General features: G+C 36.3%; 19 protein-coding genes. 6 read left to right on the top strand and 13 right to left on the bottom strand.

The window, feature by feature from the left end:
• Positions 1-15 precede the first annotated feature (15 nt).
• The 7 genes from WFH39_RS02960 to WFH39_RS02930 form a co-directional block, all read right to left on the bottom strand.
• Positions 16-1866, bottom strand: coding sequence for an alkaline phosphatase family protein (locus WFH39_RS02960; RefSeq protein WP_336688754.1), 1851 nt, complete (start codon positions 1864-1866; stop codon positions 16-18).
• Between the two features lie 180 nt (positions 1867-2046).
• Complete coding sequence (locus WFH39_RS02955) at positions 2047-2718, bottom strand: HAD-IA family hydrolase (RefSeq protein ID WP_336688753.1); 672 nt, start codon at positions 2716-2718, stop codon at positions 2047-2049.
• Positions 2719-2724: 6 nt separating this feature from the next.
• Positions 2725-3879, bottom strand: a complete 1155-nt coding sequence (locus WFH39_RS02950; protein WP_336688752.1) for a TIGR03364 family FAD-dependent oxidoreductase — start codon at positions 3877-3879, stop codon at positions 2725-2727.
• 12 nt (positions 3880-3891) lie between these two features.
• Entirely contained in the window at positions 3892-5193 is a 1302-nt protein-coding gene (locus WFH39_RS02945) for a DUF5690 family protein (protein WP_336688751.1), read from the bottom strand.
• Positions 5194-5203: 10 nt separating this feature from the next.
• Entirely contained in the window at positions 5204-8029 is a 2826-nt protein-coding gene (locus tag WFH39_RS02940) for a TonB-dependent receptor (RefSeq protein WP_336688750.1), read from the bottom strand.
• Between the two features lie 363 nt (positions 8030-8392).
• Positions 8393-8962: a helix-turn-helix domain-containing protein gene (locus tag WFH39_RS02935; protein WP_336688749.1), complete on the bottom strand. Its 570-nt coding sequence runs from the start codon at positions 8960-8962 to the stop codon at positions 8393-8395.
• Between the two features lie 536 nt (positions 8963-9498).
• Positions 9499-10716 (bottom strand): helix-turn-helix transcriptional regulator, encoded by a 1218-nt coding sequence (locus WFH39_RS02930; RefSeq protein ID WP_336688748.1) that lies wholly within the window; start codon positions 10714-10716, stop codon positions 9499-9501.
• A 475-nt stretch (positions 10717-11191) separates the two neighbouring features.
• Between WFH39_RS02930 and WFH39_RS02925 the strand changes: the two genes are divergently transcribed.
• From WFH39_RS02925 to WFH39_RS02910, 4 genes are all read left to right on the top strand, one after another.
• Entirely contained in the window at positions 11192-13039 is a 1848-nt protein-coding gene (locus WFH39_RS02925; RefSeq protein ID WP_336688747.1) for a beta strand repeat-containing protein, read from the top strand.
• Positions 13040-13086: 47 nt separating this feature from the next.
• Positions 13087-13482: a hypothetical protein gene (locus WFH39_RS02920; protein WP_336688746.1), complete on the top strand. Its 396-nt coding sequence runs from the start codon at positions 13087-13089 to the stop codon at positions 13480-13482.
• Positions 13483-13502: 20 nt separating this feature from the next.
• Positions 13503-14525 (top strand): hypothetical protein, encoded by a 1023-nt coding sequence (locus WFH39_RS02915; RefSeq protein ID WP_336688745.1) that lies wholly within the window; start codon positions 13503-13505, stop codon positions 14523-14525.
• A gap of 278 nt (positions 14526-14803) precedes the next feature.
• A complete protein-coding gene (locus tag WFH39_RS02910) occupies positions 14804-15073 on the top strand; it encodes a hypothetical protein (RefSeq protein WP_336688744.1) in 270 nt (89 codons plus the stop codon).
• On the opposite strand, the gene WFH39_RS02905 is transcribed toward WFH39_RS02910, so the two are convergent.
• Positions 15045-15266 (bottom strand): hypothetical protein, encoded by a 222-nt coding sequence (locus tag WFH39_RS02905; protein WP_336688743.1) that lies wholly within the window; start codon positions 15264-15266, stop codon positions 15045-15047. The two genes, WFH39_RS02910 and WFH39_RS02905, sit on opposite strands and share 29 nt — an antisense overlap.
• A 324-nt stretch (positions 15267-15590) precedes the next feature.
• Here WFH39_RS02905 and WFH39_RS02900 point away from each other — a divergent pair, with 324 nt between their 5' ends.
• Positions 15591-16667 carry a hypothetical protein gene (locus WFH39_RS02900; RefSeq protein ID WP_336688742.1) on the top strand — a complete coding sequence of 359 codons (1077 nt, stop codon included), beginning with the start codon at positions 15591-15593 and terminating at the stop codon, positions 16665-16667.
• Between the two features lie 838 nt (positions 16668-17505).
• On the opposite strand, the gene WFH39_RS02895 is transcribed toward WFH39_RS02900, so the two are convergent.
• The 3 genes from WFH39_RS02895 to WFH39_RS02885 all read right to left on the bottom strand — a co-directional run bounded on the left by WFH39_RS02895 (position 17506) and on the right by WFH39_RS02885 (position 22166).
• Positions 17506-19104 carry a glycoside hydrolase family 10 protein gene (locus tag WFH39_RS02895; RefSeq protein ID WP_336688741.1) on the bottom strand — a complete coding sequence of 533 codons (1599 nt, stop codon included), beginning with the start codon at positions 19102-19104 and terminating at the stop codon, positions 17506-17508.
• A gap of 810 nt (positions 19105-19914) precedes the next feature.
• Positions 19915-21720, bottom strand: a complete 1806-nt coding sequence (gene typA / locus WFH39_RS02890) for a translational GTPase TypA (RefSeq protein ID WP_214590006.1) — start codon at positions 21718-21720, stop codon at positions 19915-19917.
• Positions 21721-21908: 188 nt separating this feature from the next.
• Positions 21909-22166, bottom strand: coding sequence for a DUF1294 domain-containing protein (locus WFH39_RS02885; protein WP_336688740.1), 258 nt, complete (start codon positions 22164-22166; stop codon positions 21909-21911).
• A gap of 68 nt (positions 22167-22234) precedes the next feature.
• On the opposite strand from WFH39_RS02885, the gene WFH39_RS02880 reads away from it, so the two are divergent.
• Positions 22235-22591: a hypothetical protein gene (locus tag WFH39_RS02880; RefSeq protein ID WP_336688739.1), complete on the top strand. Its 357-nt coding sequence runs from the start codon at positions 22235-22237 to the stop codon at positions 22589-22591.
• A 53-nt stretch (positions 22592-22644) separates the two neighbouring features.
• On the opposite strand, the gene WFH39_RS02875 is transcribed toward WFH39_RS02880, so the two are convergent.
• Together WFH39_RS02875 and WFH39_RS02870 are read right to left on the bottom strand one after the other, a co-directional pair.
• Positions 22645-22776 carry a hypothetical protein gene (locus WFH39_RS02875; protein WP_336688738.1) on the bottom strand — a complete coding sequence of 44 codons (132 nt, stop codon included), beginning with the start codon at positions 22774-22776 and terminating at the stop codon, positions 22645-22647.
• 16 nt (positions 22777-22792) lie between these two features.
• The gene (locus WFH39_RS02870; RefSeq protein ID WP_336688737.1) at positions 22793-23581 is read right to left on the bottom strand and encodes a DUF7192 family protein; all 789 of its coding nucleotides are present in this window, start codon (positions 23579-23581) and stop codon (positions 22793-22795) included.
• Positions 23582-23583 lie beyond the last annotated feature (2 nt).

Here is a 23583-nt window from a genome sequence, read left to right as displayed (position 1 = left end):
ATTATCTCTGTTCTATTACTTTATCAATGTTTTGGTAAGCGACTTTCCTTTTCCTGTTATTTTTATGAAATAAATCCCAGCCGGAAAATGACCGACATTTAATTTTTCATGGTAAACATCGTCGGAAGAATTGACTTTTTTTGATAAAATCAGTGATCCTTTCGCATCAATAATTTCAATCTTCATTTCCTTTTCCTTTGATTTCAATTTTATATTTACCTCCTGATTCGATGGATTGGGATAAATCATAAAATCATTCGTTGTAATCTCTTTTTCTTCGGCAGATAAGCTTCCGTTGACACATAGCGGAATTCTGTTGATTCCATCAATTCCCCAAGATGGCTGAACAGGAATACAAAGCCAGTTCAATACAGTCGGCAAATGATCTGTTTCCCGGGTTGTCGATAAATAATTATAAATTTTAAAATTAGTAACCGTGTTCAGATTTCTGGCGGGAGATCCGGTAATCGTAACGGTGTTTGCATTCGGACCAGAATCTGCCAGTGTATTTCCCGAAACCTCATCACATTTCCAGTTGGCAACCAATTGAGAATAATAAGGATGTGAAGCCGTAATATCCTGATTTGCCCAATTCACGATAACCTCATTCGGAAGCGCAGATTTCCAGACTCTGATGTCTCTGTAGGAAGCTGCAAGCGTTGGACTGTAGGTGCTCGTCCCGTCCTGATTGATCGTAAACGGAAGTCCCGAATCAATATTTCCAATGGTATTCATTTTTGCAAAAGTTACGGGAACGCCATCTTCATACATCGTTACAAGTCCGTCTCTGTCGAAACTTACGGCAATGTGTTTCCATGTATTAAGTTCCATTTTCCCGCCCACAAGATCAATCCTGTTGGTTCCGTCGCCAATATTCATTTTAAAAGTCTGTCCGGAATATCCTGAAATTACAAAACCTTTGTTTTTTCCGTTTGCCCAGTTTTTATTACTGATCATTACAGGATCACTGGTGTAGGCAACGTTCGGTTTCACCCAGAATTCAATTGTAAAATCCTGAGTTGCCCCAAAATTAAATGGAGTTTGATTCGCAGGTTTTGCATACGTTCCTGCCGGAAGATTGAGCTGATTGAACGTTTTAGAAGATTCTGAAATGGTTCTGCTGATTTGCTGAGGAGTAAAATTGGGATTAGAATAGATGGTAAAAATATTCCTTTCCGAAAGATTTCCGCCTCCATGACCGTTATCTACCGCACCATGATCTGTAGTTAAAACAACCAGCCAGTCTTCATTACTGTACGTTGAACGGCTTTTCATGGCGTTTACAATTTCTCCGATGTAAGTGTCGATGGTTTGTATAGCAGAAACATACTGCGGTACAGAAGACGAAAAACCATAGGAATGTCCGGCGTGATCCACATCGTCAAAATCAATAAACAAAATGTCCGGATTATCGTTTTGCAAAGCATTTACAGCCGCATTTTTCACTGCAAGATCCGTTGTGAAATTAGTCTTTACATCCGCGTTCTGAATAATGGTATTGTTAACCGGAGCCCAATGAGCCAGAGAAATGGTTCTTAAATTGGGATTATACGCTTCGGCTCTCGTTAAAAAGTCGGGATAATTTGCATAATTCGGACTGGTAAAATTATTATCCTGCACATTGTGTTTCGTATGCCAAACTCCTGTAAGCATAGTGCTCCAGCCATTTCCGCTCAAAGTAATTGCAGCACAGAGACCGTCTAAAGAATAAATTGACTGATCTGCCAGTGCATGAATGTTCGGCGTACCGGAAGACATCATAACATCCGCCCGACAACCGTCGATCCCGATGAAAAGAACTTTCTTCGTCTGAGCTCCGAGAAAACAGCTCATTACGACTGCCACTGAAAATAGTTTTGCTTTCATAATAATAAGTGGGTTTTGAATTTTAAGATTTTACAAACTTTAGGTTTATTAAGTAATTAAACAAAGGGACGTTTGGAACTTTGGGAACTTTGTCAAAGTTTAAAACTTTGACAAAGTTGATTTCCTGATGTTCAGAAAATAAAAAAGAGGCTGAATTGGGATAAGCGTAATTTGAAAGAATTAGTAAAAAAATCGTTCAGCCTCAGAAATTGTGTTAAAAATATAATCGGGATTGGATTTTTCCAGTTCAGCCTTGCTCTGTGCTCCGGAAAGAACAGCTACCGTAACTCCGCAGCCTGCATTTTTGCCTTCTTCGATATCAATGACGGAGTCACCTGCTTTTAACACTTTTTCAGCTTCATGAATATTGAATTTTTTCATAGCCAGAAGAATCATTTCCGGGCTCGGCCGGCTTTCCGAAACATCGTCGGCTGTAATTAAAGCATCAAAGTGGGCATTTTCTTTCCAACCCAGTTTTTCTAAAAGCTGTAGGGCAATTTCGGAAGTATAGCCAGTATTTAAAACAATCTTTTTATCCTGAGTTCTCATCTTTATCAGGAAATTTTCAACGCCGTTAATGGGTTTTACCTCTAAATTCTGATAGGCTGTTTTTAACTGATCCGAAAAGTTTTCAAAAATGGCAGCTGCGTCTTCTTCATTTCCGCCTATTTCTTTTAACAGACTGCTGATTGCTTCCAGTTTTTCCATTCCGGCGCAGCTTAATAACACTTTTTCCAGAGAAACGTTGTATCCGTAATCATTCACGGCTTTCATTAACGTTTTATATACCACGTTATCTTCATCAATGGTGGTTCCAGCCATATCCAGAACCAGTAATTCTATGTTCTTCATTTAATTTTATGCGTAAATTTTATCTATATTAAATTTTGAAAAGCCTCCGCTTCCCGTCATTCCCTTTCCTCCGATTCCTGTTACAATATGAATGTTGGGAGACGGACTGTACTCGAAAATATCTTTTGTTTTGCACTGGGAATACACGCCAAACCATCTTCTCTGGATTTCATAGGTCGGAAGATCTATGATTTTCTTTGCTTCATTAATCATAAATTCATCTATTTCCATATTCAGATCAAATCCTAAATCATCTGCATTTTTCGCATCTGCATATTCATGGGAATCTCCTAAAATAACCGAACCGTCCAAAGCCTGTTTGAATAAAATATGGACTCCGTATTTTTTCTCAAAGGAATTCGGGTCTTCCATTGATTTGATTTTTTTGAAAGACGGACATTCTTCAAAGGATTCATACCTTCTGATGGAAAGTCCGGTGAGAATATTTCCCTGAAGCGCATAAATTCCCTGTGGTTTTGTCTGAAGCATCTGCAGTTTGCTTACTTCAAGATCACTTTCGTTAAAAACTTCGGGATATAATGTTTTAAATTCATGTCCGCCGCAAATGATTATTTTTGAGGCGTTCAGTGCTGTTCCGGCTGCAGTGATGGCAATACATTCTCCGTCATTTTCATGGGTTTCAACAATGGTCGTGTTGTAGAAAATTTCCAGCTTCAGTTTTTCCTGTAGGAATCGGTGAAATTTTACAATCATTTCAGCAGAATCCACCGATAGTTCCTGAGGAAAAAACAATCCGCCTTTGCAGTAATCTGAACGAAGACCATCAAATTTGCTGATGCATTCGCTTTTTGAAAGAAGAACAGATTCATAATCATTATTTTTATTGATTTCATGCAGCTCATTAATTAGCTGAAGCTCTTCGTCATTGGATGCGATATAGACCGAACCGTTTTTTCGTACCGTTAAATCAGCCTGAAACTGAAGTTCATTATACATGGCTAAACTTTCTCTTCCGAAGTTCTGCCATTTGAGATCCATTCCGGAAGGTACGACCTGTCCGAAATTTCTTACCGTTGCTCCTTGAGGAACCGAATTTTTCTCTATTAAAGCGACTCTAAGTCCTTTTTTCAGCGCATGATACGCATGAAAAGTTCCTAAAATGCCTCCTCCTACAACGATTAAATCAAATTTTGTTGTCATTTTTACTATAATTTATATACTTTTCGAAGGATCGAAATTGATGTACGGTTGGTTATTGATTTCATTTTTTCCTGATTTTCTTCTGAATGCGACCAATGCGATGAAGGAAGAAACCAGCACAATGGCTACGATGATGTAGTTTAACCGGATATAAAAATTCAGCCATGAAGTCTGCGGTGAGCCGAAATTTTTGTAAAGCAGAATCAGAACACTTCCCAGATACCCGAAAGAATCTACGAGATAGATCAGAAATCCTACATTTCCTTTGATATTGAAAGCGGCAATCATCCTGTCGAAATACATTCCGTTGAACGGGATATAACAGAGGTACATTCCGAAACCTGAAAGAACCATCCATAAAAAAGGCGATATAACTTTGATTTCAAATAAAAAAGTTGAAAAACCTACGGTTAAAATCCCTCCAAAAAGAATATAATGATACCAGGCAAAAGCTTTTCTGTTGTTTTTGATCTTTACCATAAAACCTAAGATCAGAAGCACCATAACAGCAATCGGAATTTCCGTTAAGGTAAAGACAGAGCTGCTGAATCTGATGTGCAGATTATCCCAGATCTCGCGGTTGAAATTATCTCTGAAGTCCCTTAAAACCGTAAGACTTACGTACAACAATGTAATGCAGACCATCGGAACCAGAAACTGCTGAATGATTTTTTTTCTTTCTGATTTATTAAGCGGCTCTCTTTTGTTTTTTAAAAGAATGTCTTCTTCCGTAGGTTGCGGAAGTTTTTCCAGCATCAGTCCGAATATGAGCAACGGAATGATGAATAACAATCCTGCCGAAAAAGGCATCCAGAATTCTGAAATATGGAAAGTATCCATTAAAAATTTCCCCGCAGATTTTGTAAATCCTGAAGAAACCACAAAGCTCGAACACAAAAACAAACCGATGATTTCCGTTGTCTTTCTTCCTTCAATATAAGAAAACACGATTCCCCAGATCATCCCGAGCGGAATCCCGTTAATGAACATACAAAGAATATTGTATGGAGCAGGAATGACGGCAAAACCCAGCAAAGCAAGCTCAGCAACTGCTATAAAGATGAATAAATAGAAGATCCTTTTTTCCGGCTTTAATTCTGAAATAAACTTAATTCCAAGAAATTTTGAGATAAAATATCCCATAACCTGCGCAATGATTATCAAAACTTTATAATCGATCCCGAAATAAGAAAGTTCTTCGAAGGAGGCGACTGTAAAGGGTTTCCGGAAACCATACATGCAAAAGTACACTCCAAATGCCGCGAAAGCCGCTTTCAGGGTTACTGCTGTTTTTTTATTGACCGCTTTTACCATGGTGATCCGGTTAGAAATTAAGCTTTATTCCCAAATTGCATCTTACCCCGTAATATTCAACCTGTTCGGGACGGGTTTCGTCTTTTCCGAAATGGTAGATCAGCGGTTTATTCAGAATGTTGTTCACGTCTGCATATAACAGGAGGTGTTTGGTGAACTGATAGGAACCTCCGAAATCCAGACTGCTGTATTTGCCGTAGTAGGAATCATTGATATCGTCTTCCGCATATTCCACAGCATATTTTCCTTTGTAATTGTACGCCAGTCTTGCATTAAATCCTTTTTTCTCGAAAAACAACTGAACATTGTATAATTCTTTTGCCTGATAAGGAAGTTTTACTTTCCTTCCGCCTGGTTTTACCATTTCAGAATCCATGAAAGTGGCGTTAAGCTGTGTTCCGAAGTATTGCAGGAAACCGGGTAAAAAATCGAATCTTCTGTTGATGCCCAATTCGATTCCGCTTAGTGAAGCTGCTTTTCCGTTATTCGGCGCGGTGAACTGTACGCCGTTTATTCCGTTGTAGTTTCCGATGAAAGAATCCTGAAAAATAGGATCTGTAATGGATTTATAGAATACTCCCCCGCTCAGAATTCCTACGTTTGAAAAGTAGTACTCTCCCATCAGATCAAAATTTAAAGAATAGGTCGGGTTCAGATTCGGATTTCCGCCTTTGAATTCGTTGTCGGCTTCGCTGTATGTTCCTCCCGGCGTTAAATCTCCGAAATTGGGTCTGGAAAATGTTCTCGTAGCGGCAAAACGCAGATTTATTTTATCATTTACAGTGTATTTAACATGCAGCATCGGCAAAACGGCAAGATATTTTTTTGTGTTTTCAACTGGAACCAAGGTATTATTGATTACATTATATCCTTTTACTTGCGTATTGGTATTTGATAATCTGATCCCTCCTAAAATGGTGATCTTATCATTCACTTTATACGTTCCCATTCCGTAAGCATCGGCGTGTTTTTCAAAGACATCGAAATTTCTTCCGAGTGCTTTATTGTATTCCAGAGATTCCGAATCGGCTGTATTGATCTTTAAATTTCCCTGATTCTGCAACCAGAACTGATCCATTCCCGATGTCGACAGAACAGGACCGAACGTATTCCCGATGTGGGTGTTCATTTCGCTTAAATATTGAGTTCCATTCGCCTGACTCGTAATATATTGTCCAAAATCTGATAAAAGCGGTGCCGTTCCGTTGTTCCAGTTGTAGAAAATATCAGAGAATCTGGCGTTCCGTTCTTTATCCCTGTATTTGAAACCGTATTTTAAGGTTAAACGGTCTGAAGCATTGATCTCATGGTTAAAAGCAGCGACAATCTTATCCTTTTCTTCAACAAAGACTTTGTAAAATTCCAGATCGGTAAATCTCATTCTGGAGGCATCCATTTTAAAATTGGGATCGCTGTAAAAGCCAAATAACGCGTCCGGATCTTTGTAGTCTAATTTTCCGCCATCGACTTTCCAGTAAGCTCTCGGACCGATTCCGTGATTGGCAATATAAGCCGGATCAATTCCCACTCCGGATTGAGTGTACTTAATGACATAATAGGAGTTGTTCTGTTTATCGGGAATGTTTCCATATTTGAATTTATTGTCATAATACGATAGATCCCAGTCGATCTTCCCTTTTTTTAACTGATGAACTGCGCCTAAAGAAACCGAAGTTAATTCTGTAATCAGCCGGTTATGGATGTTCTGCAATTCCACTCTTGCAGTGTTGTTGGCGGAACTGAATTTATCAAAACGGATTCTGTGTTTGTAGTGCGTTTCATCATCAGACAGCGTTCCGTACATTCCTTTGAGATAAAATGTGGTTTTTGGAGACAGCACATATTCAAAAGCAGTGTTAATTCCTGTCGTTTTTCTCACTCCGTTGTAATCACGAAGCTCTAACCTGAAAACACCTTCGTCTCCGCTTCTTCTCGCTTCAAAATTATCGGTAGACCAGTTTCGGATGAAGTGTGCAAAATTGAATAAATACCCGAATTTTTTATCCTTTGTTCTTCCGCCGTAAAGCAGTCCGATGTTGTAGACTCCTTTATCAGATTTAGCATTATAACCGCTTCCCAGCGTTGCTTTGAACTCGGTTTTCATGGGTGGTGTTTTCGTAATGAAATTCACGCCGCCTCCGATTCCGTCGGCTTCCATATCGGGAGTGAAAGATTTATTTACATGAACATAAGAGATAAGTTCTGTCGGAAAAAAATCGAAAGCGGTTGCTCTGGAAGTAGTTTCCTCTTCCGCTGTGGGAAGCCTGTTTCCGTTGATGGTTGTTGATGCCCAGAATGGCGGTAATCCCCTCAGAGAAACAAATCTTCCTTCTCCCTGATCTCTTTCTATGGAAACTCCCTGTACACGCTGAACGGTTTCCGCAGCATTTCGATCCGGTAATTTCCCGATTCCGTCGGAGGCAATAACGTTGGAAATATTGATTGCGTTTTTCTGAAGATTTAAAGCTCTTGCTTCACTGTTTTTCAGAGATCCCGTAACGATGACTTCGTCAATGTTTTTTTGTTTCTGAAGCATGGAGATCATTCCCAGATCCATGGTCTGCTGAGATTGCAAATCTATTGTAATATTTTGATTTTCAAAACCAATATAAGAGATCTGCAGGTCATAATGTCCCGGTTTCAGATCATTGACGGAAAACTTTCCTTCCAAATCGGTCATGATGATTCTGGAGGTTCCGGCAACCTTTACGGCAGCTCCCGGAAGCGGCTGATTATGGTCTGAAACAATTCCTGTAACGATCTGTTGCTGGGCAGAGATAAAGATACTGCAACAGGCAAAAAGAGGGAATAGAGATTTTTTTATTATCGGCCCCATTGTTTACATATATTAAATTTACATCGCAAAACAAGTCAATAATTTTAATATATGTAATTATTTTATATTAAGTAATGTTTAATAAATGAAGCAGAATTGTTACCTCAGTTTTACCTGCAGAAAGTACCGTATTCTTCTTTCATAATGGAAAAACATGAGTGTTAATCAGTGTTTCAGAAGATAGAACACAATATGCAATGCATATCTGTTTAATAAAATTTTCAAAAAAACAACCGCCCCAAGATTAATTTAAAGTTAAATCAGAAGGTTTGATAAAAAACAGAAAGTTGCGTATTTGTAAACTTTTATGAAAAATAATAATTGAATATTTGTAAATAAACAATTAAAAAAGAGATGTAAAATTTATCCTGAGTAAAAATACAAAACCAACATAATGCAGCTTTCATTACTGATGCTCACCGGAACGTGCGGGAATTTTCCGTTGAAATAAAGGGAGTCTCCTTCTTTTAATGTCACTTCTTCATTATCGATCAGATATTTCACTTCTCCTTTCAGAATATATTTGAATTCCCATGCATCGGTAATTACTTTTTCTCTTTTGGCATTGGGTTCAAGCGTAAGTAAAACGGCTTCAAAACCTAAAGAATGAAGGCTTTTGCTGAAGATATGCATGTATTTAAATCCTTCCGCTTCCACTTCTTTTTCAATAAGTTGCTGGTTTTCTTTGGGCAGATAAATGAATTTGGCGTTTGATTTTTTCTCAACCCCTTCAAAAAAGTAACTTGCATCAATTTCCAGAGACTGGATTAAATCCAACAAAACGGGAAGCGAAGGAATCGTTCTTCCGTTTTCTATTCTGGAAACGAGTCCGTTGCTTACATTGGCTCTGAAAGCTAATTCGTTAATGGTTAAATTATTTTTTTTTCTGATGTCTTTCAGTCTCTTTCCAATGCCTATTAAAAAATCATTCATATCATTTACAGTTAGCCAGATCCGGTTATTATATGCAGAAGCAAATTTACTATATTAAATGACAATTCTTCTCAACTATCCGGAATTTGGGGGAAATTTAACCACAAAAGGCGCAAAGATAATGATAAAGCTCAGTTTCAAAATAATTAAAGAACTCAAAAAGCATAAAAATCAAAGATTTTTAAAAACTAATGTGTTCTTGCATATGATACGCTGATTATTTAAAATCTTATGTGACTTATGTGTTTGAAAAAAAATCTTACATTCAATATTCAACTGTCATTTTAGCAATCAAGTGGGGTCGAAAAATCTAAAATAACTTCAGACTAGAGATTCTTCATTGCATAATGCTTCGCAAAATTTCATTCTGAATGACAGTTTTTTTTTAGATATACACATAAGTCACATAAGTTTAGTTTAATTAGATATTTAAAAGATCACATAAGAAGAAAATCCAAGATTTTCATAAACTAATGTGTTCTGATATTCATAGTATATCTGCAAAACTTGTTCTGAAGTAAACACATTTTTATATCTTATTTTATAAAAGAGCGATGGTTTATATTTAATTGGGTGTAAATAATTTTTAAATGATATTTTACTGTATTTTCCGAGATATAGAGTTGGGCAGCAATTTCTTTGTTAGATTTTCCTTTTTTTACAAGTTCAATAATTTCAATTTGTCTTTCAGTTAAATTATACTGAGAAATATCTAAAGTAGAATTCCCTTTTTCATCGAGCCGCTTAGTGTATTTTTCAATTTCGGAGTAAATTTTTTTGTTTTCATTTTCCGCTGCTTTTCTCTTTGCTTTATTAGCTTTATACAACATATATAGCAATAGAAGTAATGCTGCAAGTGAGAAAATTACAACGTATAGAATGCGTCCATATTTTTTATGCTCTTTTTCGTTTAGAATTCTCTTCTCTATTTCCAATTTATTTTCAACAATTCCAATTTTCCCTAAATTATTATTAGAATCATAGTACTCTCCAAGAGAATCAAATTTCTTTTGTGCCTGCATTGCTCTATCATAGTCCCCACTTTTTTTACAAGCTTTGGCTAAAACTTCATAAAGGTAGATTTCATATTTTATTTTATGATATTTTTTGGTATTTGCCAATGCTTTTTCAAAGAGCTCGTCTCTTTTATCATACAATTTCATGATATGGTACATCTCTATTTTTTTTCCATATACATTAGGTAAGTTAGAAGGTTCTTTTTTTTCTAATATGGCGATCGCAACATCATACATTTTTTCGGCTTCTGAATATTTTTTGTGAAGCATATAGATGTAGCCTTCCTGCATAATCACCCATGCCTTTGTAGTAGGTGGCAAATAGGCATAGTTATCTTTTTTAAGTTCGTTCATTACAAGAAGTGCCTTTTCATATTGATGAGTATCAAAATACGCAAAAGATTTTTCTGCTCTTATGTTACTCATTATCTCGTTTTTATGCTCACTATTCAGCCCTTCTTTTAGGGCAAAATTTAGATTTTGTTCTACGTGAGTATAGTCATAAAGTCTTTTGTAAGTATAAGATTTCAGCAAATAAGCATGATACCTTTCATAAGGCGTAGTAGAAGGATTGTCTATAAATTTTGAAATAAGTACTATTGATTCTACATACTTAGAATTATCATTATTAGCAACCACTTCTTTTTCTAGCCGTTTTATAGATTCTGGCTGAGCAAAAACACGAAAAGAGATGCTTAAAAATAGGAATAAACAATAATAAATTTTTGGTAGTATCATTTTTGTTATAGTTTTTTCATTTTGTGTGTTTTGTAGAAGCAGACCTTTTGCCCTTAAAAGCCCACAAAAATACAAATATTTTATAGTAAGATACACTTTGTTCGTATATCTTAATTAGTAATAACCGCTTTTTTCAAAACTTTCTGCATACATATTTACAAATAAGCGAAACTGATAATCAATATTTTAACAACAGATTATCTGATGGATATCGCACAACTACCCGCCAACTACCCGCTGTTTTCTAGATTTATTAATCATTAAAAAATACATTTGACAAAAAAAATGAAGCAATGAAACTACTATTTCTTAGGAAAATAATTTCGGTATGGAAAATATTAGGATCTGGAAAAAAAATGCCATAACAACTTGTATATAAAATAACATTCCTCTCACAGATGAAAACTTAAAAGAAGTTATTGAAATTTTACAACACAAAAAATAATATCAATAGTTAATTAAGTATTTAATAAGAATGAAAAAGAAAAAAGTACCCATGATGAAGACAAGCGTAGCTGTACTGAAATTATCCGTAATAGCCTGTACATTATGCCTGGGAAGTAAGGCAGCTGCACAAACAGGCAACGTAGGAATAAATACCACTACACCTACTGCTACCCTTCATGTAAAAGGAAATGGAAACACCAGTGCTACACAAGCACTAAAACTGGAAAACAGCGATGGTACTAATCTGCTTACGGTAAATGATGATGGGAGCATATCTGGAAGTGCTGTAGCCAATTTTGGGGGAAGCGGAGGCACAGGAGTAAACGGCAAAAATGCCTTGGTAAAAACCACCGCCGAGCCAGCAGGAGCCAATTGTGCCAATGGAGGCATAAAAGTAGAAAGCGGCGTAGATCTCAACGGAGATAATACACTGGGCACTAATGAAATTTCGGACACCAAATATGTTTGTAATGGAAGTAACGGTGCTACTGGCGCAACGGGAGCGACAGGTCCAATGGGACTACAAGGTCCGGCGGGTCCAGCAGGAACTAACGGACAAGGGATACCAACAGGTGGAACTACAGGTCAAGTACTTGCGAAAGTAAATGGAACAGATTACAATACGCAATGGGTAACGCCAAATGGAAGCAGTGGCTGGGGTCTTACAGGTAATGCAGGAACAAATTCAGGAACAAACTTCATTGGTACGACAGATAATCAGGCGCTTGTTTTTCGAACTAACAATGTTAGTCGCTGGCAAATATCTCCAAATGGGCGTCTAGGAATATTGTCTACAACTTTAGGTGGAAATAGTCTGTTTATTGGTGGCGGAAACGAAACTACAACAGGATTTAGTAATACACAGGTTGGGGCTTCGTCAATGACATTAAACACTACTGGTAATTCAAATTCAGCCTTTGGTGAATCGGCATTGCAACAAAATACAATTGGTATACGAAATACGGCGATTGGAGCCTCATCTTTATTGTTCAATGTTGATGGAAACGCAAATGTTGCTGTTGGATTTTCTTCGCTTCAAAATAATACCTCAGGTTCTACAAATACGGCAATTGGACAAAATGCTTTTCAAACAAATACAATTGGAAATAACAATACCGCTTTAGGTTTCAATACTTCTGTTAGTGCAAATAATTTAAATAATGCTACTGCAATTGGTGCCGGTGCTATCGTTAATGCTTCTAACAAAATCCGTCTAGGAGACAATAATGTAACCAGTACTGAGATTGCAGGACAATTGCGCGTAAACGGTCAAGCCATTGGAACCAACGATTTCACATTACCGGCAACACGTGGTACAGCTAACCAAGTGTTACAAACCGATGGTGCTGGGAATACACAATGGGTGACGCCAAGTGCCGGTGGAAGTGGAGCTTCAGTTCAACTATTTGCTAATAAAGTAGGAGGAACAGGAGAAACTCCTCCTTTAGCAACTTCCACTACACCTACAACCATTGTATTCAATAACATTGTTAATACACCAAGTTTAGGTACTTACAGCAATACAACTGGAGTTTTCACAGTTGGAGCTTCAGGAGCAGGCACTTATCTAATTCAAGTAAAACTAATTACTAATGATAATCCTACTAATCCAACCAGCACGGTTCCTATTTTCGTAACATTAATAAAAAATAATGCAACCTACGGCACTAATGGTGCAGATGTTCTTTACGGGGATTACCCGGCTCTTCAAACTTCTTTACCTACAAATATGAAAGGGCAAGGATCTTTGAATAAGGTAGTTCAGTTGGCTGCCGGAGACACATTTCGTATTGTTGCCGTTAGCGCAAACAGTTCAACGGCTGCTCAACCCATAGCAACTGTTGCCGGGTCTAATATTACAGTGGTGAAGCTGTAAAAGATAACAACAAACGAGTAATTTTATAAAATTTAAAGAAAAATAATATGTCAATTACATTAAGAAAAAATTTTGATAATCCAACAACAATAGATGGACTTAAATATATATTAGTTGATAATGGATTTAATACAATCTGTTATTATTTAGAAGAAAATGCCGCAATGGAAGGTACTTATCATTATACTGTGGATAAGGAAGCAAAAGACTATATATTCAAAGAAAAGAGATGTAAAAGATTTCACAGATCATATGCTGGAACAACATATAAACGATATTATTATTGTTATAATGAAAATGGAAATATCCGACTTTTTAAGGAATACCATGAAGAATATAAGCAAGGCCAATCTATTAACGATTTACCGTGTTATGCTATGGGTAATAACGAGATATCAAAATTAGAGTATGTTGCAAAATTGTTTTTTACGATTCAGAATTAATTAATATTAAAAACAATAGTATGGGATCAATTAATAATGCGCTCCGATCTATAAGCGGAGCAAACGACGAAGAGCAAAGAGCTAAAGAACGATTAGAAATTTTACTAATGGCCGCTAAGGCTAAATTACAAGCTTTTAGGGATGAAATAAATGAAAACTTTACTAATCCCGGTCAGGTTGATAAAAAGCAAATACCAGGCATTCGCGCAATGAAATATATAGAACAGTACCATGTAGCTACTCAAAACTCTTTTTCAGATCAAGTGAAAGAACATCTTAACCATGCTGTAGATGCTTTTTTTTCTATTGGAGGAAATGACAATAAAGAAAATGTAAAGAGTGGTTTAAAAAGTTTAATATCTGGAGCTTTAGATGCATTTATTGGAAGTACTTCGGCTGGTGAAAGTGAGCAAAAAACATACATCGTAATTCCAGAAAATAACGCATTTGTTAGGGTTGATATTGCATGTTGGAAATATAATTTTTCGCAACAAAAAATATTAAATCAACATGATTCAGCCGTTGCTTATATTTTATGCAAATCAGTAATTGATCATACAAAGTTATCAATTGATGAATTGATATATTTAACTACAGAAATATTATCTACATCGGTGGATGAATACAATCAAAAAAGTATTACAAATAAATATGCAGATCTATCTCTAACAGATTGTCCTACAACAAATGAGGATATTATGAAGCAATTTCAAGTGATGGGATATCAAAGTGATATTGCAAAAACTTTAGCTGACACGATTTTAGGAAATACCGATAAGAAGATCTCTGTACAAGTAAAAATTAATGATAAAGGAGAAACGGAAAATAAAGACTATCAATATTCTGATATTAGAGAAAATGCCAAAGCTAATTCTTTTATATCAATATCTGAAAATGGTAAAAATTTCTATTTAAATAATTTTAAAATTGGTTTTGGTAGTTATACAAAAACAATTCCATCTTCAATTACAAATGTAGAAGCCTATATTGAAGAGATGATTCGTGTTTGGAAAAAATTAAAAGTTGAGAGGAAAGAAGATTGATTACTTTTTTAATTTTATATCCTCCCTCAACTTTGCATTTATCAACTTGATGAAAGCTAACTATAATATTTAAAACCAAAACGGCATCAAGAATCACCATTCTTGGTGCCATTTTAAAAAAATAAAATACATGAAAAAACTATTCTTTTTTAGCATTTGGCCTTATCGCCTTAAACGCAACCGCACAACCAGTTTCTATTAACACAGATGGTTCCACAGCTCATCCTTCTGCATTATTATAGGTGAAAAGCGAAAATCAAGGGGTGTTAATCCAACGCATGACACAAGCACAACGCAATTTCATTGCTTCACCGTCTACAGGATTGATGATCTATCAAACCGATGCCACTGCAGGATTTTATTTTTATAACGGTAATGCTTGGACGAGTTTGAGTGGCAATGGTGATAACTTAGGAAACCACACAGCAACACAAGCTTTAACATCATATTTTACTTTCCAAATTTTAAAAGTTAATTTCTTTCTTTTTTTAAATATAATTTGGTTGATATTTTTGTTTGTTATTTATAATTCCAAAAGCTTGCCTTAAAAGTTTGTTGCAAACAGCGATTAAGGCTGTTTTTTTTGCATTTCCCTTTTTCCAAAATACGCTCAAAGAGAGCTTTGCATTGAGCGTTGAAACTTATGGCATTCGACGAACAAACGTATAAAATGCTTCTCACAAACCCTTTACTCGTCCTGCATTTTCCAATTGTTATTTTTTTGTTGCCGGAATGATACATTCTGGGAACTACGCCAAAATACTTAGATAACCCCAGAGGCCATGAAATCCTATTGGAAAATCATGCCTGTTGAAGATCTATACATACCAAAAATACCAAATACAAAAAAGGGGACTTTAATATCTGCTAATGAAGGTTATCGGATGTTAGATAAAAATTATATCTCAAGAAAAGACTTTTTAAAATCTCAAGATGGTGAATATAAATTATGTTTTGACGAAAACAAATTGATTATAAAAACATCTGACAAATGGAAAAAATGTTTACGAAAAAGGAATAGATGCGAATGTTGATAAATTAGCTCTGGTTAATAAAAGACTTCAATTGTTAGATAAAGAGAACCAACCAATTTCTGAACTTGTTGACGCTTATGTAAAAGAAGTAAATCTATTGAACAATTGGAATTTAGAAACTTTAGAATTAAATACCGATAAACTCATTTGGCATTCAAATTCAATAAATTACAGTACGATTCAATTGGATAACCAAAGAGTTCTATCAATTCATCATCAAGATTTTGCTCCAGACATGAGCCATGCTGTCATTAATGTAACGGTTATGCCATATATTCATACAGATCACCAATTGTGGTATTTGAATAGTAAAAACCAGCTTAATTGTAAAGCAAAAAATGCTAAAAACATGGAATTTGGATTGAAATGCAACGAAAATGGAGTGCTTACAATGCAAATGAATCCTGGGATTAGTGATGATAAAAGTTTACAATGGGAATTAAAAACAGATGGTAAAGCAGCTATAAAAAATGAAAAATATGGTTCATTTTTAACTTCTAAACTCTCTGGGTTAATTATTTCGGCTACTTCAAATGGTGATTTTTGGGAAATTAAAAAGAAAGATGAGCTATTTGGTGTTTCAAAAATTGCTAAAATTGTTAGACCTGTGACATTACATGGTAGTAATGATTTTTGTGATTTAATTGCTACAACGGGCGATCGTTATGTACATACAGGATGGATAAATGTTGAAAATGCTGCTGAAATAAAAGGCGTAAAAATCTATAAAAAAGGCAATCGTTATGCGCTAATGTTTAAAGACAGGAACAATATTGAATATGAGGATAAGGATGGAACTTATTCTTATCAAACATTTGATATAAATAATGTTCATTTTCAGAAGAACCCCATTTATTTTAATGAAAAATTTGACAAAGTCGGATTTAGTACAATCGGAGATACAAATCATTACGGGATAGAAACCTCAAAGAGCGGGTCTTCATTTAAAAATAATGACACAAATTTTTATCAAAAAATGGAACGTAGTTCCACTCCATTCGTGGATCTAAATTGGGCTGAAGCAAAAGAAGATGAAAAAGTAGTTGGCTTCGGATTAGGTAAAGATGGAAACCGACTTGTGCCCTACTTAATCGTTATACCCAAATAATTTGAGATTGATTTAAATATCGAGTTTGTTTAAACTTTTTAAAATACAATATTCTTTTGGGAAAACACAAGGGCGCAAGATTTTTATTAATCTCAAAGCTTTAAGGCGTAAGAAAATTAAAGATTTTCGCAGACTAATGCGTTCTTGCATACAATACGCCGATTATTTAAAATCTTATGTGACTTATGTGTTTAAAAAAATCTTACATTCAATCTTCAACAGTCATTTTGAGCGAAACGAAGTGGAGTCGAAAAATCTAAAAACAACTGCATTTTAAAAGATTCTTCATTCCATAATGCTTCGCAAAATTCCATTCAGAATGACAGTTTTTTTAGATATAACACATAAGTCACATAAGTTTAGTTTAATTAGATGTTTAAAAGATCACATAAGCAGAAAATCAAAGATTTTCACAGACTAATGTATTCTTGCAGACAATATGCTGATTATTTAAAATCTTATGTGACTTATGTGTTTAAAAAAAACTTACATTCAATCTTCAACTGTCATTTTGAGCGAAACGAAGTGGAGTCCAAAAATCTCAAATTACTTCAGACTAGAGATTCTTCATTGCATATTGCTGCGCAAAATTCCATTCAGAATGACAGGGAAATTTAACCACAAAAGGCGCAAAAGATAATGATAAAGTTCAGTTTCAAAATAATTAAAGTACTCAAAAGCATAAAAATGAAAGATTTTTAAAAACTGTTGTGTTCTTTTATTCTTATACTTGTTAACTTTTAAAAATACATTAAAATCTTTTGTGACTTTGTGGTAAAGTAAAAAACCCAGCAGCCTGTTTAAGACTGCTGAGTTTATTTATCTGTATTTATTAAAATTACTTTATTTTCTTCGCGATATAATCGCTTTCGTTACCTAATCGGTCAATTGCTTTGATCGCCACTGCATTCAGTACTTTTCCGTCCTTATTTTTAGAAATTTCTCTGGAAAGCTGATCCAGTGTAAGGATTTCGGTTTCCCAGACTCCGTTGTACTGGGTGAAAAGCACCCATTGAAAAACATCTTTTATATTCTTTACGCTCCAGCTTACCTGTACGGAATTTCCATTATTATTGATGAATAAAGATGGAGTTTGTAAAGGCATTGCTTTTATCCATGATGTTTTAGGAACCAAAGCTTTTTCTTTGTACGGACCGTTTTTCAGGGTCGGAAGCATATTGGCATTTTTGGTTAATCCGGCAATACTCCAGTGGATTTCCCCTGCATCTTTCCCTAACACCTGCCGCGATATTTCGATCTGATTTTTAATTTCTGTCGGACGGTCTGAAGTTTTAATTTCCACCGTATTCAAGCCCGGCCAAAGATGTCGGTTCATGGTGTTTTCAGATTTCCACCAGTTCAATAAGCCCTCAAAAGGCTGTCCTTTGGATTCTATCGGCCAGTACAACTGTGGCGAGAAATAATCTACCCAGCCTTTATTTAACCATAATTTGGCATCTGCATAAAGTTCATCATACTGAGAAGAACCTACCACGCCTTCCGGATAACCGGGTTTCCAGATCCCGAACGGACTGATCCCGAATCGCACATAGTTCTTTTCTGCGTGGATTTCTTTGTAGATTCTTTCAACAAATTTATTCACATTATCTCTTCTCCAGTCGGCTCTCGTTAAGGTTCCTCCGCTGCTTACGTACGCATTCCAGGTTTTATTGTCCGGAAAATCGGCTCCTTTATTATAGGTTGCGTAAGGATAAAAATAGTCATCAAAATGCACGGCATCAATATCATATCTCGTTACGATATCTTTTACCACGTTCGAAACGTGTCCCTGCGTTTTCGGATCAGCAGGATCAAACCAGTACATTCCGTTTTTCAGGCGGATAACGATGTCGGAAAGCTTATTCACCATAGATAAACTGTTGGGCGAGCCTCCGTTCGAATGATGGGCGCGGTACGGATTCAGCCACACATGGAGTTCCAGTCCTCTCTTGTGGGATTCTTCAATCCAGAACTGCAAAGGATCATAATTCGGATAAGGAGCGGCTCCGGTCTGTCCGGTCAGGAAATACGACCAAGGTTCCAAATTACTGGTATACAAAGCATCTGCAGAAGGTCTTACCTGAAAAATTACGGCGTTAAAGTTGTTGTCTTTCAGCATATCCAGCATGGAAATGGCTTCTGCCTTCTGCTGATCGACGGATAAATTGTTTCTTGAAGGCCAGTTGATATTGGCAACACTTGCAATCCATGCTCCGCGAAATTCTCTTTTGATTTCCGGGAGATTGGTTCGGAAAGTGTCGTCATTCGGAGGTACTGCCGAAGAATCTGTACTGGTAATGGGAAGCGGCGGTTTCGGTATATTGGATTTTACGGAATTTTTTACGGGAGTGGATGCTTTTACTGCGTTATTCTGTGTGGAACACGCAACAAATGATGTAAAAAATCCCGACAAAACGATCATTTTTAGGGTATTCATTCTCATAGTCTGCAAAACTACATTAATTTATTTTGTTGATTTTAAATTACGATAATAAAATGAATTATTTGAACTTTGATTTAAATTATTAATGTTTTAACAGGAAAGTAAACAAAGTTTTTTGACTGCTATCTGTTTTAGGTTTGCTGAGGTATTTCACTCAGGTAAACTCTAAAAGATTTCTTTACTTATAGATGTTTTGAACTCATTTTAAAAAGTTGTTTAATGTAAAATGGGAGAAAACTCTATAGAGTTTTTATCTGCGTAGAAAATATATTCACAAGGCGTTCTGCGTTCCGTAGGAACGATATCTTTAGAAAATTTATCGCAGTACAGATATCAATCCTATGGATTGATTGACGGATTTATTCTTATTTCTACACAGATTCTGCTCCTAAAGGAGCCAACTCTTTTACTTTAAACAACTTCTAAATTTTACCGCAAAAGACTTTATTGGATTTATTTAAGGTATTTCAAAAGTCTGCAAAGAGAAAAAATCTTTAGATTTTTTTAAACTTATGTGCTCTTTTTCCATTTAATTATTAAACTTAAACAACTAAAGTGTTACAATCTTTTGCATCTTTTGCGGTAAAAAAGTTTAGACAAGTCTTATATTAAATTTAGACCAGAGCCAAAACTTTTACCGAATATTTAAAGCGAGTAAAATCCATTCCTATTTTGATTAATTTCTAAAAAGATTCTTCATTTCATAATGCTTCGCAAAATTCCATTCAGAATGACAGATTGAATTTTAATTTAAAACAAAAAAAGCCCCGAAAAACCGGAGCTTTATTATTATAAAAAACTGAATTAAGCTTTAGCCGCTCTTTCCACTTTTTTTCTGTCTTCTTCAGAAAGTAATTTCTTTCTCATACGGATGAAGTTCGGAGTTACCTCAATCGCTTCATCACTCTGGATATATTCCATACATTCTTCAAGAGAGAATAAGATCTTCGGAGCAACGCCTGTATCTTTATCTTTACCTGCTGCTCTCATGTTGTTCAGCTGCTTCGCTTCCACGATGTTTACCACAAGGTCACCCGGTTTGTTCTGTTCACCGATAATCATTCCTGCGTAGATTTCCTCTCCCGGATCTACGAAGAACTTGCCTCTGTCCTGTAGTTTGTTGATGGAATATTCTGTAGCCGGACCTTGCGTTTTGCTGATCAACACCCCGTTGTTTCTTCCCGGAATAGCTCCTTTGAAAGGCTTGTATTCCGTAAAACGGTGTGCCATAATCGCTTCTCCCGCAGTCGCGGTTAACATCTGGGAACGCAGTCCGATCAGACCTCTTGAAGGAATTTCGAATTCCATGTGCTGCATCTCCCCTTTGGTTTCCATGATGTGAAGGTCTCCTTTTCTCTGGGTAGCCAAGTCGATTACTCTTGAAGCATATTCTTCAGGAACGTCTACTACCAAAGATTCGTAAGGTTCGCAGCTTACTCCGTCGATTTCTCTAAGGATTACCTGTGGCTGACCGATCGTCATTTCATATCCTTCTCTTCTCATGGTTTCAATAAGAACTGATAAGTGAAGAATACCTCTACCGAAAACAAGGAAGGTATTGGCATCGTCGGTCTGCTGAACTCTTAATGCTAAGTTTTTCTCTAATTCTTTGGTTAATCTTTCTTTTAAGTGGTTAGACGTTACATATTTACCGTCTTTCCCGAAGAAAGGTGAATTATTGATGGAGAACGTCATGTTCAGCGTAGGCTCGTCAATTGCCGTTCTTTCCAATGGTTCAGGATTTTCAAGATCTACGAAAGAATCTCCGATCTGGAAAGCGTCGAAACCTACCACAGCACAGATATCTCCAGCCTGAACTTCAGTTACTTTTTTCTTTCCTAAACCTTCGAAAACGTATAATTCTTTTACTTTTCCTTTTGCTATTTTTCCGTCTGCCTGCGCAAGACCGATCCACTGGGATTCTTTAATTTCCCCTCTCGTTACTTTTCCAATCGCGATTCTTCCTAAGAAAGAAGAATAATCAAGAGAAGTAATCTGCATCTGAAGGGTACCTTCTGTAACTTTCGGTGCAGGAACGTACTGTAAAATACCATCCAGTAACGGTAAAATATCTTCCGTCTGCTCTAATGAAGTGTTGAACCATCCCTGTTTAGAAGAACCGTAGAACGTTGGGAAATCCAATTGCTCTTCAGTAGCATCCAGGTTGAAGAAAAGATCGAATACCTGATCGTGAACCTCATCCGGACGGCAGTTTGGCTTATCTACTTTATTGATCACCACCAATGGTCTTAATCCTAACTCCAAAGCTTTCTGAAGTACGAATCTTGTCTGTGGCATTGGTCCTTCGAACGCATCCACCAACAAAATAACTCCGTCTGCCATTTTCAGTACTCTTTCTACCTCTCCTCCGAAATCGGCGTGACCCGGTGTATCAATTACGTTAATTTTCGTGTCTTTATAAGTAACAGAAATATTCTTGGATAAGATCGTGATCCCTCTTTCTCTTTCAAGATCATTGTTATCCATAATTAACTCCCCACTCTCCTGATTTTCTCTGAAAATATTGGTTGCGTGGATGATCTTATCAACCAAGGTAGTCTTACCGTGGTCAACGTGTGCGATAATCGCAATATTTCTAATGTTTTGCATATAAGATTTTTACGGGTGCAAAAATAGTGATTTTTAATGAAATATTCACCAATAACTTTTGATAATTAACAAATTCATAATGAGTACATTAAACGGAACGCGTTGCTTAAACTATTATCATTAAAGCATTTATTGAATATTTCCGGACATAAAATTTTGAATAACAGATTCAGTTTTAACGGGAAATCTTATGAATAATTTTCAAAAAGGTAAATGAAAACCACCTGAATTAAAACAATGCATCCGAATTTTAATACAAATGAAGTCTTCGAAATTTTATGTCTGAAGATCACCATTGCCAGAAAAGCCCCCAGAGTTCCGCCGAAAAGAGAAACCGCCAGAAGTTTTTTTTCAGAAATTCTCCGTTCGTGTTTTTCTGCCTTTCTCTTATCTGCTCTGTAAATGACGAAACTGAAAAAATTGATTGCCAATAAAAAATAAAACATAGGCAAATCTAAAATAAAAAGTTTAAAACAGGAATTTTTACCTTTGTAAAATCAAGACATAAATATCAATGACAGTACAGGATTTAGCAGGAAGCTATTCTATTCAGGGAAGCAATCAGGAAGAGTCTGCGGAAGTTTCTTATTACGGGATTCTCACGCTGTCCCTCGACGAAAACCAACGCATCATGGCTGAGTGGATGATTGGGGATCATCTGCAGCAAGGCACCGGTTTTTATAAAGACGGGATTCTGGTCATCAACTTCCGTTATGAAGGCGAAGATCTTAACATCTACAAGGGTGTGGCGGTTTACCGCTGCATCAGCAAAGATGTTCTGGATGGTTTCTGGTCTGAGAAACATGGCGATCCGAGGTTTCTGGGGAGTGAATACTGTGTGAGGATTTTTGGATCGGAGGTGCTGAATTAATTCCTTAATAATTTAAAAAGTCCGGCGATTACCGGACCTGATTATTACGACTTTTACTGATTAGGATTCATTTGTTTTCCTCTGTTTCCCTGATTCTGATCATATTGGCGGTTCGTACCATTTGTTCCATTGTTAGGATTTTTCATGTTAGCACTGTTTTGTGCAGGAGTGATTTTCTTTTTCATTGCTTAAAAATTTTAATTAGTTATAATTAATTGTTACACCAAGTTTTTTTAATTGTGATATTACACATTCAATAGCCTTTGAATTAACAACTTCCCGGCTGAATATTTTGTTGATATACAGATCACCTTTGTCCTTAGCTTCCGCAGGATATCCATAGGCATAAGCATAGTCAGACCATCCTTCCTGTTCTTTAACAGAAAACATCATGCGTCTGAACATCGCCGGATGTGCCAGACAAAAAACTGTTTCAGCCATATTAAGGGTCTGATTAGCTTTTTTTATGCATACATCTACTTCAAATCTTGAGGAGTAAAAAGAACAGGTAGAATTAGCAATCACTTCACATCGGTATCCTAACATTTCCAATGCATCTATTAATGCACAAATAACAGCTCCTTTCTTTATGATCACTTCAGGAGAAATGCTAGCTGAGCAGGCAATAGAGCAAACTACCCTTATAATCTTTCCCTGATTTTCATATTCTGCCGGAACAGATTTTATAAAGTATTCCGGAGATCCGCAAAGATATTCCCCGACATCAATCACACCTCCGGCAATACCATATTCCGGCAGGCGTATTTCCATTTTTCCGGTAATAGCCTCCAAAAGGTTCACGCGAATTTTACTTATTTCCTCCAGAACGTCTGTCCATCCGCATATCGCCAAGTTTTTAGCTTCCTGCCAACCGGCTCCCCCATACCAGTCTGAAGACGCTTCTCTTGAGCTTTTTATATATGCTGTGCTTTCTCTGAAAGCACAGCTCCAAAAGTCATGCAGGTTATCAAACCTTAAATACTTATTCATGA

The organism is Chryseobacterium sp. MMO-72, from assembly GCF_037146035.1.
Lineage (GTDB): Bacteria > Bacteroidota > Bacteroidia > Flavobacteriales > Weeksellaceae > Chryseobacterium > Chryseobacterium indicum.
The sequence above is the reverse complement of the archived record's forward strand: the minus strand, read 5'-3'. Positions and strand labels throughout refer to the sequence as shown.

Bases quoted from the DNA above. Each gene is read 5' to 3' on its own strand.
- WFH39_RS02960 (WP_336688754.1), bottom strand. From the start codon at position 1,866: ATGAAAGCAAAACTATTTTCAGTGGCAGTCGTAATGAGCTGTTTTCTC.
- WFH39_RS02955 (WP_336688753.1), bottom strand. From the start codon at position 2,718: ATGAAGAACATAGAATTACTGGTTCTGGATATGGCTGGAACCACCATT.
- WFH39_RS02950 (WP_336688752.1), bottom strand. From the start codon at position 3,879: ATGACAACAAAATTTGATTTAATCGTTGTAGGAGGAGGCATTTTAGGA.
- WFH39_RS02945 (WP_336688751.1), bottom strand. From the start codon at position 5,193: ATGGTAAAAGCGGTCAATAAAAAAACAGCAGTAACCCTGAAAGCGGCT.
- WFH39_RS02940 (WP_336688750.1), bottom strand. From the start codon at position 8,029: ATGGGGCCGATAATAAAAAAATCTCTATTCCCTCTTTTTGCCTGTTGC.
- WFH39_RS02935 (WP_336688749.1), bottom strand. From the start codon at position 8,962: ATGAATGATTTTTTAATAGGCATTGGAAAGAGACTGAAAGACATCAGA.
- WFH39_RS02930 (WP_336688748.1), bottom strand. From the start codon at position 10,716: ATGATACTACCAAAAATTTATTATTGTTTATTCCTATTTTTAAGCATC.
- WFH39_RS02925 (WP_336688747.1), top strand. From the start codon at position 11,192: ATGAAAAAGAAAAAAGTACCCATGATGAAGACAAGCGTAGCTGTACTG.
- WFH39_RS02920 (WP_336688746.1), top strand. From the start codon at position 13,087: ATGTCAATTACATTAAGAAAAAATTTTGATAATCCAACAACAATAGAT.
- WFH39_RS02915 (WP_336688745.1), top strand. From the start codon at position 13,503: ATGGGATCAATTAATAATGCGCTCCGATCTATAAGCGGAGCAAACGAC.
- WFH39_RS02910 (WP_336688744.1), top strand. From the start codon at position 14,804: ATGACACAAGCACAACGCAATTTCATTGCTTCACCGTCTACAGGATTG.
- WFH39_RS02905 (WP_336688743.1), bottom strand. From the start codon at position 15,266: ATGTATCATTCCGGCAACAAAAAAATAACAATTGGAAAATGCAGGACG.
- WFH39_RS02895 (WP_336688741.1), bottom strand. From the start codon at position 19,104: ATGAATACCCTAAAAATGATCGTTTTGTCGGGATTTTTTACATCATTT.
- typA (WP_214590006.1), bottom strand. From the start codon at position 21,720: ATGCAAAACATTAGAAATATTGCGATTATCGCACACGTTGACCACGGT.
- WFH39_RS02885 (WP_336688740.1), bottom strand. From the start codon at position 22,166: ATGTTTTATTTTTTATTGGCAATCAATTTTTTCAGTTTCGTCATTTAC.
- WFH39_RS02880 (WP_336688739.1), top strand. From the start codon at position 22,235: ATGACAGTACAGGATTTAGCAGGAAGCTATTCTATTCAGGGAAGCAAT.
- WFH39_RS02875 (WP_336688738.1), bottom strand. From the start codon at position 22,776: ATGAAAAAGAAAATCACTCCTGCACAAAACAGTGCTAACATGAAAAAT.
- WFH39_RS02870 (WP_336688737.1), bottom strand. From the start codon at position 23,581: ATGAATAAGTATTTAAGGTTTGATAACCTGCATGACTTTTGGAGCTGT.